This is a genomic window from Variovorax sp. BGA-UO-ETr-C22, from assembly GCF_059567965.1.
Genome location: NZ_JCAQPA010000011.1, coordinates 288,520 through 300,599, shown reverse-complemented (window position 1 = coordinate 300,599; position 12,080 = coordinate 288,520). Strand labels below are relative to the sequence as shown.

Here is a 12,080-nt window from a genome sequence, read left to right as displayed (position 1 = left end):
GTCGCTGGCGTCGCGTTCTGCGCGCTTTGGCTTACTTCAGCAGGCCTTCGGCCTTCATCGCTTCCTGAACGGCGGGGCGGGCGGCCACGCGGGCGTGCCAGGCCAGCACGTTGGGGAAGTCCGAGATGTCCACGCCGGTGGGCTTGGTCCAGTTGGTGACGGTGAACAGGTAGCCGTCGGCCACGCTGAAATGCTCGCCCATCAGGTACTGCTTGGCGGCGAGTTCGCCGTCGAGCCACTGGAAGCGGGCCTTGAGCTTGTCCTTGGAGATGGTCTTGGCTTCCTCGGGCATGGCCGGGTTGAACAGCGGGCTGAAGCCCTTGTGCATCTCGGTGCCGATGAAGGTCAGCCATTCCTGCAGGCGGTAGCGCGGCATGGTGCCGTTGGCGGGCGCGAGGTTCTTGGTGGGGGCGAGGTCGGCGATGTATTGCACGATCGCCGGGCCTTCGCGCAGGCGGGTGCCGTCGTCGAGCTCGAGCATCGGCACGTAGCCCAGCGGGTTGATGCCGTAGTAGTCGGTGCCGTCCTGCAGCTTGTGGCTCTTGGTGCTGGCCAGCACGGGCTCGAAGGCGATGCCCGCTTCGTGCAGCGCGATGTGGGGGGAGAGCGAGCAGGCGCCGGGCGAGTAGTACAGCTTCATTCGAAAAAACTCCAATGGATAGAAGGAAAAGATCTGTGTGACCGCAGGGGATGCTAGCGGGTTTGGCTGCATCGCGTTTTTGTCCTACGGCGGCTTGCGCGCGCCGACTATCGGGTGGCTGGTCGGGGCTTCCTACAGTCCGGACACGGCGGCACATGCCCGCTGCAAAGCAACCAAGGAGTGGTTCACCATGCTCAAGTACGCGATCATTTTTGCGGTCATCTCGCTCGTGGCGGGTCTGCTGGGCTTTGGCGGCGTGGCGGCCGGCGCGGCGGGCATCGCCAAGCTGCTGTTCGGCCTGTTCCTCGTGCTGGCGGTGCTGTTCGTGGTGCTGGCCGCACTTGGCGTGGGCGCGGTGAAGAAGGCGCTCGATTGACCGCCTTGCCCCATGCCATGCACCTGTCGCACGTCGACCTGCGCCTGGACTACGAGGTGGACGCCCCGGCGCACCTGCGGCTGAACATCGAGGCCGCGCGCACGGGTGCGCAGGCGGTGCTGGCCGAGACGCTCACCATCGCGCCGCCCGCGCGGCTGCGGGTGGGCTGCGAGCCCGACAGCGGCAACCGCTTCGTGCGCTTCGACGCGGCGCCCGGCCCGCTGACCATCGCCTACCGCGCGACGGTGCGGCGCCCGGTGGTGCATGTGCCGGCCACCTTGCCCGAGGTGCCGGTGAGCCAGCTGCCCGACGCGGTGCTGGGCGACCTGCTGCCCACGCGCTATTGCGAGTCGGACCTGCTGGCGCGCTGCGCGCAGCAGCTCTTCGGCGACCTGCCGCCGGGCATCGGCCGCGTGCAGGCGATTGCCGACTGGATCCACGACAGCATCGTCTACGTGCCGGGCAGCAGCGACTCGACCACCACGGCGCGCGAAGTGTTCGTGCAGCGCGCCGGCGTGTGCCGCGACTTCGCGCACCTGGGCATCACCTTCTGCCGCGCGCTCAACATTCCGGCGCGGCTGGTGGTGGGCTATGTGTGGTTCGACGAGCCGCCGCAGGACTTCCATGCCGTGTTCGAAGCCTGGCTCGGCGGGCAGTGGGTGCTGTTCGATCCGACACGCATGGCGCCCGTCGATCGGCTGGTGCGCGTGGGCACGGGGCGCGACGCAAAGGACGTGGCCTTCTCCACGATCTTCGGCGCGGTGCGCATGACCGACAAGAAGCTCGCCGTGCGCGAATTGCAGGACGAGCGGGCCATTGCGCCGCGCACGCCGGCGCCCAGCGGCGAGCTGCGGGGCATCGAGAAGCCCGAACCGGTGCTCTGACCCTCCCAAGCGACCGCCCGGCGCGGGTTGTTTGCTATTAAATATATAGCAACCTGCGCAATGCCGACAAGGCTCCGGGCCGATTTTGGCGCGGCTCCCTAGCTTGTCCACACAGGGGTTGCGGCAGGGCATCGCCGCTTAAAATTAGTGCCCTTTTTTGCGCCGCGCACGCGTCTGTGGTGCGCCCCCTTTTTCCAATGCTGTACCCCGAAGAATTCGATGTGATCGTCGTCGGCGGTGGCCATGCCGGCACCGAAGCCGCGCTCGCTTCCGCACGCATGGGCGCCAAGACGCTGCTGCTCTCCCACAACATCGAGACGCTGGGGCAGATGAGCTGCAACCCGTCGATCGGCGGCATCGGCAAGGGCCACCTCGTGAAGGAGGTCGACGCGCTCGGCGGCGCGATGGCCATTGCCACCGACGAGGCGGGCATCCAGTTCCGCATCCTCAATTCGAGCAAGGGCCCGGCCGTGCGCGCCACGCGGGCGCAGGCCGACCGCGTGCTGTACAAGGCCGCGATCCGCCACCGCCTGGAAAACCAGCCGAACCTGAGCCTGTTCCAGCAAGCCGTCGACGACCTGATGATCGAAGGCGATCGCGTGGTCGGCGCCGTCACGCAGGTGGGCATTTCTTTCCGCGCACGCACCGTGGTGCTGACCGCGGGCACGTTCCTCGACGGCCGCATCCACGTCGGCCTCGACAACTACCAGGCCGGCCGCGCGGGCGACCCGCCGGCGATCAGCCTGTCGGCGCGCCTGAAGGAACTGAAGCTGCCGCAGGGCCGCCTCAAGACCGGCACGCCGCCGCGCCTGGACGGCCGCAGCATCGACTTCTCGAAGTGCACCGAACAACCCGGCGACGGCATGCCCGGCGGGGCAGGGCCGATGCCCGTGTTCAGCTTCATGGGCAAGGTCGAGATGCACCCGCAGCAGATGCCGTGCTGGGTGACGCACACCAACCAGCGCACGCACGACATCATCCGCTCGGGCTTCGACCGCAGCCCGATGTTCACCGGCAAGATCGACGGCGTCGGTCCGCGCTACTGCCCGAGCGTCGAAGACAAGATCAACCGCTTTGCCGACAAGGACAGCCACCAGATCTTTCTGGAGCCCGAAGGCCTGACGACCAACGAGTACTACCCGAACGGAATCTCGACCAGCCTGCCGTTCGACATCCAGTACCAGCTGGTGCGCTCGATGCCGGGCCTGGAAAACGCCCACATCCTGCGCCCGGGCTACGCCATCGAGTACGACTACTTCGATCCGCGCGAACTCAAGAGCAGCTTCGAGACCCGCGCGATCCGCGGCCTGTTCTTTGCCGGCCAGATCAACGGCACCACCGGCTACGAAGAGGCGGCGGCCCAAGGCCTGTTCGCCGGCATCAACGCCGCGTTGCAGTGCCGGGGCGAAGACGCCTGGCTGCCGCGCCGCGACGAGGCCTACCTCGGCGTGCTGGTCGACGACCTGATCACCAAGGGCGTGACCGAGCCGTACCGCATGTTCACCAGCCGCGCCGAGTTCCGGCTGCAGCTGCGCGAGGACAACGCCGACATGCGCCTGACCGAAGCAGGGCGCAAGCTGGGCCTCGTGGACGACGCGCGCTGGGACGCTTTCAGCCGCAAGCGCGACGCTGTTTCACGTGAAACAGAGCGGCTCAAGTCGATCTGGGTGAACCCGCGCAACCTGCCGGCGACCGAGTCGGCCCGGGTGCTGGGCAAGGCCATCGAGCACGAATACAACTTGGCCGACCTGCTGCGCCGGCCCGACGTGAACTACGAAACCCTGATGTCGCTGGACGGTGGCAAGTACGGTCCGTCGTCGGCGCTGAGCGCTTCCGAGATCGAGCAGATCGAGATCTCGGCCAAGTACTCCGGCTACATCGAGCGCCAGCACGACGAAGTGGAGCGCGCCGCCCACTTCGAGAACCTGAAGCTGCCGGCCGATTTCGACTACGGCCAAGTCAAGGCGCTGAGCTTCGAGGTGCGCCAGAAGCTGGACAAGCACCGGCCCGAGACGCTGGGGCTGGCATCGCGCATCTCGGGCGTCACGCCCGCCGCGATCTCGCTGCTGATGATTCACCTGCGCAAGGGCGGGCACAAGGCCTTCGCCCGCGACGCCGCCGATACCGCCACGACCACCGAAGCTGCTGCCACCGAGCCGCACACCGCACCATGAGCGCGACGCCCCTCGACACGCTGCGCGCAGGCGCAGCCGCCCTGGACGTGGCCCTGTCCGACACGCAGGGCGAACAGCTGCTGGCCTACGGCACGCTGATGCTCAAGTGGAACAAGGTCTACAACCTGACGGCCGTGCGCGATCCGGCCGGCGTCATGACGCACCACCTGCTCGACAGCCTCGCGGCCGTCGCACCGCTGCAGCGCGAGTGGGCAGGGAAGGGCAGGCTGCTCGACGTCGGCTCCGGTGGCGGTCTGCCGGGCGTGGTGATCGCCATCATGCGGCCCGACATCGAGGTCAGCTGCCTCGATGCGGTCGCCAAGAAGGCGGCCTTCGTGCAACAGGTGGCGGCCGAACTGGAGCTGCCGAACCTGCGCGGCCTGCATGCGCGGGTCGAATCGTTGGCCGGCAGCTACGAGGTGATCAGCTCGCGCGCCTTCGCGTCGCTGCCCGACTTCTTCAACGGCTCGGTGCACCTGCTGGCACCGGGCGGCGTCTGGCTGGCCATGAAGGGCAAGGTGCCGACCGACGAGCTGGCCGTCTTGCCGGCGGGCGTCGCAGTGTTTCACGTGGAACAACTGACGGTGCCGGGCCTGGACGCCGAGCGCTGCATCGTCTGGGCACGCAAAGAGGCCGCCTGATTTCGTAAAAGATGCGACGGCGCCGGCAAAAGCCGGTGCCGGAGCAATCTTCCCGGCGCTGGCCTGCCTTAGACTCGAAGCCTCCCCCTGGCTCTCTTTTTCGAGGCAAATCCCATGTTCGGCATCGCTGACTACGGCGCATTCGTCGCCGCCATCGTCCTGTTCCTTCTGATTCCCGGTCCCGGCAATCTGGCGCTGATCACCTCGACCAGCAAAGGCGGCATTCGCGGCGGCCTGGCAGCGACATTCGGCGTGATCCTGGGAGACCAGGTCCTGATGTGGGCAGCAGTGGCGGGCGTGTCGGCCGTGCTGGCTGCTTACCCGGCCGCCTTCAAGGCGGTGCAGTGGCTGGGCGCCGCCTACCTGGCGTGGCTCGGCCTCAAGATGCTCCTGGCCAAGCCCGGCGCGGCGCCGATTTTGAACATCCGCCCGAGCCATTTCCTGCGCCAGGCGCTGACGATCACCTTGCTGAACCCCAAGGCGATCGTGTTCTACATGGCCTTCTTCCCGCTGTTCGTCGATCCGGCGCGCCACCAGGGCCTCATCACTTTCGGCGCCATGGCCGTGACCATCGCCGCGCTGACCTTCCTGTACGGCCTGACCTCGACGCTGCTCACGCACTTCCTGGCCGAGCGCATTCGCGCCAATCCCCGCATCTCGGCCACGCTCGAAAAGCTGGCCGGCACCTTCCTGATTGCCTTCGGCATCAAGCTCGCGATCTCGCGCTGACCGACCCCGACGACCCGCACTGACGACACATGGCCAAGATTTTCTGCATCGCCAACCAGAAGGGCGGCGTCGGCAAGACCACCACCACCGTCAATCTCGCCGCCGGCCTGGCCAAGGTGGGCCAGCGCGTGCTGATGATCGACCTCGACCCCCAGGGCAACGCCACCATGGGTTCGGGCATCGACAAGCGCCAGCTGGAGCTCACGGTGTACGACGTGCTGCTCGAGTCGGCCTCGGTGGCCGAGGCGCGGGTGAAGTCCGACAAGCTTGTCGAGGCCGAAGCCAGCTACGACGTGCTGGGCGCCAACCGTGAGCTGGCCGGCGCCGAAGTCGAAATGGTGGCGCTCGACCGCCGCGAAAAACGCCTGCGCACCGCGCTGGCCGCGGTCGGTGCCGAGTACGACTTCGTGCTGATCGACTGCCCGCCGAGCCTGAGCCTGCTGACGCTCAACGGCCTGTGCGCGGCCCACGGCGTGATCGTGCCGATGCAGTGCGAGTACTTTGCGCTCGAAGGGCTCACGGACCTGGTCAACACCATCAAGCAGGTGCACGCCAACCTCAACAAGAACCTGCAGATCATCGGCCTGCTGCGCGTGATGTTCGATCCGCGCATCACGCTGCAGCAGCAGGTGAGCGAGCAGCTCAAGTCCCACTTCGGCGACAAGGTGTTCGATACCGTGATCCCGCGCAATGTGCGCCTGGCCGAAGCGCCGAGCTACGGCCTGCCGGGCGTGGTGTTCGACCCGTCCGCCCGCGGCAGCCAGGCCTTCATCGCCTTCGCCGAAGAGCTGGTCGCCAAGATGCCGCCCGCGAGCGCCTTCGCCTCGGGCGCGGTGGCACCGCCGGTCACGCCCCCGCCGCGCGTGGTGCCCGACCTGCCGATTCCCGACGATGTGCTGGCCGCCGCGCCTTCTGCTTCCGTCGCCGATACCGATCAAAACCCCGTCTGATGCTCGCCCGACCGGGCGCAGGCGCTATCAAGTTCGTAGCAACCAGCCATGAGTGAACCCCGCATCCTGCTGCTGCCCGGATGGCAGAACAGCGGCCCCGGCCATTGGCAGACCCGCTGGGAGTCGGTCTACGGCGACCGCCGCGTCGACCAGCACGAATGGATGCGCCCGCTGCGCGGCGACTGGTCGATCCGCCTCGAAGAAGAAGTGCTGGCCGCGCCGGGCCAAGTGGTGCTGGCCGCCCACAGCCTCGGCTGCATCCTCACCGCCGCCTGGGCCGCACATTCGCGTAACACGCACAAAGTGCGCGGCGCGCTGCTGGTGGCCCCCGGCGACCTGGAGCGCGACGACCTGCGCCAACTGATTCCCGGCTGGGCACCCATCGTGCGCCAGCCGCTGCCGTTCCCGGCCGTGCTGATCGCCGCCAACGACGACCCGTACTGCGAAGCCTCGCGCTCGAAGCAGCTGGCCCGCGACTGGGGCGCACGCTTCATCGATGCCGGCACCGGCGGCCACCTGAACGCCGAATCCGGCCTGGGCGACTGGCCCGAAGGCCGGAAACTCCTGAACGACCTCTCGAAAGACACGCACTGATGGCGACCAAGAAACCCAAGGGCCTGGGCCGCGGCCTCGAAGCGCTGCTCGGCCCGACGGCCGCACCCTCCGCCGATCCGCTCGGCAATGGCGGCGACCGCGCCACGGAAGAGGGCGGCGTCCCGCAGAACCCCAACACCCTGAAGCTCGACCAGATGGTGGCCGGCGTCTACCAGCCGCGCACCCGCATGGACGAGGGCGCGCTGTACGAGCTGGCCGAGAGCATCAAGGTGCAGGGCATCATGCAGCCGATCCTGGTGCGCCGGCTCGATGCCGAATCGGCCGCGGCCAAGAACGCCGAGTACGAAATCATCGCCGGTGAGCGGCGCTTCCGGGCCGCCCGGCTTGCGGGCCTGGACACCGTGCCGGTGCTGGTGCGCGACGTGCCCAACGAGGCCGCGGCGGCCATGTCGCTCATCGAGAACATCCAGCGCGAAGACCTCAACCCGCTGGAAGAGGCCCAAGGCCTGCAACGCCTGGTGACCGAGTTTGGGCTCACTCACGAAATGGCGGCCCAGGCCGTCGGCCGTTCACGCAGCGCTGCCAGCAACCTGCTGCGCCTGCTGAACCTCGCCGAGCCCGCGCAGCTGATGCTGATGGCCGGCGACATCGACATGGGCCACGCACGCGCGCTGCTGTCGCTCGACCGCGGCACGCAGATCACCGCCGCCAACCAGATCGCCGCCAAGAAGATGTCGGTGCGCGAGGCCGAGGCGCTGGTGAAGAAGCTCGCGGCCGAGTTCACGCTCACACCCTCGCGGCGCGGCAATGCCGGCGAGAAATCGCGCGACCTGCAGCGCGTGGAAGAAGAGCTGGCCGACCTGCTGACGGCCGAGGTCGAGGTGCGCATCAAGAAGCGCACGAAGCGCGGCGAGAGCGGCGAGCTGGCGATCCACTTCGGCTCCATCGAGGCGCTCAACGGACTCATCGAGCGCATCCGCCGAACGGCCTAGTTCGGCTTGCGTTGCGAAGACGGACCCCTGCGTTCGTTTGATTGATTCCTGCAATCCTTTGCGCGTATCCTCGATCGCGGTTTTTCTTTCAGCCCTGCAAGACCACCACCATCGAAACGAGGGAGTCGACCATGCCGTTCTTCGCCACCAAGTTCCCGCTCGCCGCAGTCGCCGTCGGCGCACTGCTGCTCACGGGCTGCGCCACCACCGACATGCAGATGGGCAGCCAGTCGGCCAAGACCATGGCCACGGGCAGCGCCGCCGGCGGTGCCACCTCGGGCGAGAGCAGCCAGCTCGAGCGCTGCGAATCGCCGCTCGGGACCGTGTCGCTGGTCGAGAACGTCAACGCCGGCTGGTACACCATCCTCACGGGCGAGTACCGCCTGCCGCCTACTGCAAATCTGTTGCGTTTGCTGGTGCAGCAGTCGAACTGCTTCGTGGTGGTCGAGCGCGGTGCAGCCGGCATGAACGCGATGACGCGTGAACGCGCGCTGCAGCAGTCGGGCGAGATGCGCGGCGGCAGCAACTTCGGCCGCGGCCAGATGGTGGCCTCCGACTACGGCCTGTCGCCCGAGATCGTGTTCAGCAACAGCGATGCCGGCGGCATCGGCGGCGCGCTCGGCGGCCTCGTGGGGGGCGGCCGTGGCCGTGCCATCGCAGCCGTCGGCGGCAGCCTGCAGACCAAGGAAGCCAGCGCCTTGCTGACGCTCATCGACAACCGCTCGGGCGTGCAGGTCGCGGCAGCCGAGGGCAGCGCCTCCAAGACCGACTTCGGCGCCTTCGGTGGCCTGGCCGGTCGCAGCGGCGCCGGTGGCCTTGGCGGCTACACCAACACGGCGCAGGGCAAGGTGATTGCCGCAGCCTTCATGGACGCGTTCAACCAGATGGTCCGTTCGCTGCGCAACTACAAGGCACAGACCGTGCGCGGCCAGGGCCTGGGTGGCGGTGGCCGCTTGGGCGTCGACGGTGGCGCCGCGCCTTCGCAGACCTACGTACCGCCGGAGCCGGCACCGGCACGTCGCCGCAGGTAAGAACAGGACGCGGGCCTTCGGGCCACGAAAAAGCCCGGCGCTCTTGCGAGCCGCCGGGCTTTTTTACTGACTGCGACCGAGAGAGATCAGAGGCTGAAGATCTTGCCCGGGTTCATGATGTTCTTCGGATCGAGCGCGCGCTTGATCGTGCGCATCATGTCGATCGCGCCCACGCCGGCTTCGGTCACCAGGAAGTCCATCTTGTGCAGGCCCACGCCGTGCTCGCCGGTGCAGGTGCCTTCGAGGGCCAGCGCGCGGCTCACCAGCGCGTGGTTCAGCTCCTCGGCCTTCACGCGCTCTTCGGGGATGTTCGGATCGAGCAGATAGCCGAAGTGGAAGTTGCCGTCGCCCACGTGGCCGACGAGGAAGTAGGGGATGCCGCTGGCATCGGCTTCGGCCACCGAGTCGAGCAGGCAGTCGGCCAGGCGCGAGATCGGCACGCAGGTGTCGGTGGAGATCACGCGGCAGCCCGGACGCGACTGCACGGCCGCGAAGTAGCTGTTGTGCCGCGCGGTCCACAGGCGCGTGCGTTCTTCCGGCGTGCTGGCCCATTCGAAGGCGTTGCCGCCGTGGCCGCTCGCGAGTTCCTGCACCGTCTCGGCCTGCTCCTTCACGCCGGCGGGCGAGCCGTGGAATTCCATCAGCAGCATCGGCTCTTCGCGCAGGTTGAGCTTGGCGTAGGCGTTCACCATGCGCACCGTGTTCACGTCGATGAGCTCCACGCGCGCGATCGGCACGCCCAGCTGGATCGTCTCGATGGTGGTGCGCACCGCGGCCTCGATGCTCGGGAACGAGCAGATCGCCGCCGACACCGCCTCGGGCAGCGGGTAGATGCGCAGCGTGACCTCGGTGACCACGCCCAGCGTGCCTTCGCTGCCCACCATGAGGCGCGTGAGGTCGTAGCCGGCCGACGACTTCTTCGCGCGCGTGCCGGTGCGGATGATGTCGCCGCTGGCCGTGACCACTTCGAGCGCCAGCACGTTCTCGCGCATCGTGCCGTAGCGCACCGCGTTCGTGCCGCTGGCGCGCGTGGCCGTCATGCCGCCGATGGAGGCGTCGGCGCCCGGGTCGATGGGGAAGAACAGGCCCGTGCTCTTGATCTCTTCGTTGAGTTGCTTGCGCGTGACGCCCGGCTGCACCGTCACCGTGAGGTCGTCGGCGTTGATCGACAGCACCTGGTTCATGCGCGACACGTCGATGCTGATGCCGCCTTGCACCGCGAGCAGATGGCCTTCGAGCGAAGAGCCGACGCCGAAGGGGATGACCGGCACGCTGTGTTCGCTGGCGAGCTTCACGGCATCGGCAACATCTTGCGTGCTTTCGGCGAACACCACGGCCGCGGGCGGCGGCGCGTCGAACGACGACTCGTCGCGCCCGTGCTGCGTGCGCACCGCCATCGCCGTGGAACAGTTGTCGCCGAAGCGCGCCTTCAGCCCGTCGATCAGGGCTGCGGGGACATCGCGCAGATGAAGCGCCGGCATCAGGTGCGAGGTGGAAGTCGGGGCGTTCATCGGGCGTCTCCTGGAGGGGCTGAGGGGGATCGGTCATTTTACGGAGCGCGCACCATAATGCGCTTCGGTAAAAGACATGAACCCCACGACCCTTGCAGCCCTCGCGGCCTTTCCCTCGCAGCTCGAAGCCCACTACGCGGCCATTCCCAAAGCCTTTCGGCATTGGGCGCCGCCGTCGTGGGAGGGCGTGCCCAGCGAAGCCTTCACTGCCATCGAGCAGCTGTGCCATGTGCGCGACATCGAGATCGAGGGCTACCACGTGCGCCTTCGCCGCACGCTCGCCGAAACCCATCCGACGCTCGCATCGATCGACAGCGAGCCGCTGGCCATCGAGCGCCATTACGGCGCGGCCGACCCTGCAGCGGTGCTCGCCGAGTTCCGCCAGGCGCGCGTGCAGACGATGGAAATCATCTCGCAGCTGAGCGACGCGCAGCTGGCGCGCACGGCCGTGTTCGAGGGCTACGGCCCGCTCACGATGCGCAGCCTCATCCATTACCTGTGCAGCCACGACCATCAGCATCTGGCCGGACTGCAGTGGCTGGCCGGCAAGATCGACGCCGCCGGCCTTTCGACCTGAACCGAGGAGCGCCCATGGGCAACCGACTTTCCCAGATCGCCACCCGCACCGGCGACGACGGCACCACCGGCCTGGGCGACAACACCCGCGTGCCCAAGGACCACCTGCGCGTGCACGCGATGGGCGACGTGGACGAACTCAACTCGCACATCGGCGTGCTGCTGTGCGAGCCGCTGCCAGAGCCCGTGCGCGAGCTGCTGGTCGATGTGCAGCACCAGCTCTTCAACCTCGGCGGCGAACTCTCGATGCCGGGTTTCACGCTGCTCAAGCCCGAGGCGCTGCTGCAGATCGACAACGCCCTGGCCGACCACAACGCCGCCTTGCCGCGCCTGGCCGAATTCATCCTGCCCGCCGGCACGCGCGCCGCCTCGCTGGCGCATGTGTGCCGCACCGTGGCGCGGCGTGCCGAGCGCGCCGTGGTGTCGCTGGGCGCCACCACCGAACTCAACGACGCGCCGCGCCAGTACCTCAACCGGCTCAGCGACCTGCTCTTCGTGCTCGCACGCGTGCTCAACCGCATGAACGGCGGCGACGACGTGTACTGGAAGAGCGAACGCATGGCCCGCGCGGCCGCCGCCGAATCCGAAGACCACTCCCAGGGGACGACGCCATGAAGAAGCTTCACATCACCACCGCATCGCTCGCCGCCATCGCCGCCGCGCTCTGCCTGCCCGTCACCGCGCAGGCGCAGAGCGCCGACAACCCCCCGCCCCAGGCCGAACGCGCCCACACGATCAAGTCGCCCTCGCGCAGCGGCAAGGTCGTGGGCAGCGTGCAACGCGGCACCAACGCCGCCGGCCGCGGCGTCAACCGCGCCGATGCCGCCACGCGGCGCGGCGTGAGCAACGTGTCGGAAAAAGCCAGCCGGCCCGTGCGCAACGTGGGCGAGTCCTTCGGACGCAAGCTGGCACCGGGCTCGAGTGGCCGCGCGGCACCGCCGCCTGTGGGGCCGCAGGGCAACGCGCCCTGATTCACTGCTGCTGCTGTTCGTTCAGGGCGACGCTCCCGCCGACGCGGTAC

The 12,080-nt window shown here is 68.1% G+C and carries 14 protein-coding genes; 12 read left to right on the top strand and 2 right to left on the bottom strand.

The features are described 5' to 3' along the window. Nucleotides 1-31 precede the first annotated feature (31 nt). Nucleotides 32-640 (bottom strand): glutathione transferase GstA, encoded by a 609-nt coding sequence (gene gstA / locus AC57B8_RS21275; RefSeq protein ID WP_447739793.1) that lies wholly within the window; start codon nucleotides 638-640, stop codon nucleotides 32-34. Nucleotides 641-830: 190 nt separating this feature from the next. On the opposite strand from gstA, the gene AC57B8_RS21270 reads away from it, so the two are divergent. The 9 genes from AC57B8_RS21270 to AC57B8_RS21230 all read left to right on the top strand — a co-directional run bounded on the left by AC57B8_RS21270 (nucleotide 831) and on the right by AC57B8_RS21230 (nucleotide 8,972). Continuing rightward, nucleotides 831-1,016 (top strand): DUF1328 family protein, encoded by a 186-nt coding sequence (locus AC57B8_RS21270; protein ID WP_013538518.1) that lies wholly within the window; start codon nucleotides 831-833, stop codon nucleotides 1,014-1,016. Continuing rightward, the gene (locus tag AC57B8_RS21265; protein WP_496480698.1) at nucleotides 1,013-1,900 is read left to right on the top strand and encodes a transglutaminase-like domain-containing protein; all 888 of its coding nucleotides are present in this window, start codon (nucleotides 1,013-1,015) and stop codon (nucleotides 1,898-1,900) included. The genes AC57B8_RS21270 and AC57B8_RS21265 overlap by 4 nt, the downstream gene beginning before the upstream one ends. Before the next feature lie 197 nt (nucleotides 1,901-2,097). Beyond that, complete coding sequence (gene mnmG / locus AC57B8_RS21260) at nucleotides 2,098-4,074, top strand: tRNA uridine-5-carboxymethylaminomethyl(34) synthesis enzyme MnmG (protein ID WP_307582509.1); 1,977 nt, start codon at nucleotides 2,098-2,100, stop codon at nucleotides 4,072-4,074. Beyond that, entirely contained in the window at nucleotides 4,071-4,715 is a 645-nt protein-coding gene (rsmG, locus tag AC57B8_RS21255) for a 16S rRNA (guanine(527)-N(7))-methyltransferase RsmG (RefSeq protein WP_496480697.1), read from the top strand. Before mnmG ends, rsmG begins: the two co-directional genes overlap by 4 nt. A gap of 114 nt (nucleotides 4,716-4,829) precedes the next feature. After that, the gene (locus tag AC57B8_RS21250) at nucleotides 4,830-5,444 is read left to right on the top strand and encodes a LysE family transporter (protein ID WP_099794289.1); all 615 of its coding nucleotides are present in this window, start codon (nucleotides 4,830-4,832) and stop codon (nucleotides 5,442-5,444) included. A 29-nt stretch (nucleotides 5,445-5,473) separates the two neighbouring features. After that, nucleotides 5,474-6,394, top strand: coding sequence for a ParA family protein (locus AC57B8_RS21245; protein ID WP_062473764.1), 921 nt, complete (start codon nucleotides 5,474-5,476; stop codon nucleotides 6,392-6,394). A 48-nt stretch (nucleotides 6,395-6,442) separates the two neighbouring features. After that, entirely contained in the window at nucleotides 6,443-6,988 is a 546-nt protein-coding gene (locus AC57B8_RS21240) for an RBBP9/YdeN family alpha/beta hydrolase (protein WP_070061441.1), read from the top strand. After that, a complete protein-coding gene (locus AC57B8_RS21235) occupies nucleotides 6,988-7,941 on the top strand; it encodes a ParB/RepB/Spo0J family partition protein (RefSeq protein WP_070061440.1) in 954 nt (317 codons plus the stop codon). The genes AC57B8_RS21240 and AC57B8_RS21235 overlap by 1 nt, the downstream gene beginning before the upstream one ends. Nucleotides 7,942-8,072: 131 nt before the next feature. Further along, nucleotides 8,073-8,972 carry a CsgG/HfaB family protein gene (locus tag AC57B8_RS21230; protein ID WP_062473758.1) on the top strand — a complete coding sequence of 300 codons (900 nt, stop codon included), beginning with the start codon at nucleotides 8,073-8,075 and terminating at the stop codon, nucleotides 8,970-8,972. 86 nt (nucleotides 8,973-9,058) lie between these two features. On the opposite strand, the gene AC57B8_RS21225 is transcribed toward AC57B8_RS21230, so the two are convergent. After that, nucleotides 9,059-10,483: an FAD-binding oxidoreductase gene (locus AC57B8_RS21225; RefSeq protein ID WP_070061438.1), complete on the bottom strand. Its 1,425-nt coding sequence runs from the start codon at nucleotides 10,481-10,483 to the stop codon at nucleotides 9,059-9,061. 76 nt (nucleotides 10,484-10,559) lie between these two features. On the opposite strand from AC57B8_RS21225, the gene AC57B8_RS21220 reads away from it, so the two are divergent. The 3 genes from AC57B8_RS21220 to AC57B8_RS21210 are packed head-to-tail and all read left to right on the top strand — an operon-like array spanning nucleotide 10,560 to nucleotide 12,030. Next, a complete protein-coding gene (locus AC57B8_RS21220; RefSeq protein WP_496480696.1) occupies nucleotides 10,560-11,060 on the top strand; it encodes a DinB family protein in 501 nt (166 codons plus the stop codon). Between the two features lie 14 nt (nucleotides 11,061-11,074). Further along, nucleotides 11,075-11,674 (top strand): cob(I)yrinic acid a,c-diamide adenosyltransferase, encoded by a 600-nt coding sequence (locus tag AC57B8_RS21215; protein ID WP_062473752.1) that lies wholly within the window; start codon nucleotides 11,075-11,077, stop codon nucleotides 11,672-11,674. Beyond that, nucleotides 11,671-12,030, top strand: coding sequence for a hypothetical protein (locus AC57B8_RS21210; protein WP_496480695.1), 360 nt, complete (start codon nucleotides 11,671-11,673; stop codon nucleotides 12,028-12,030). The genes AC57B8_RS21215 and AC57B8_RS21210 overlap by 4 nt, the downstream gene beginning before the upstream one ends. Nucleotides 12,031-12,080: the final 50 nt, after the last annotated feature.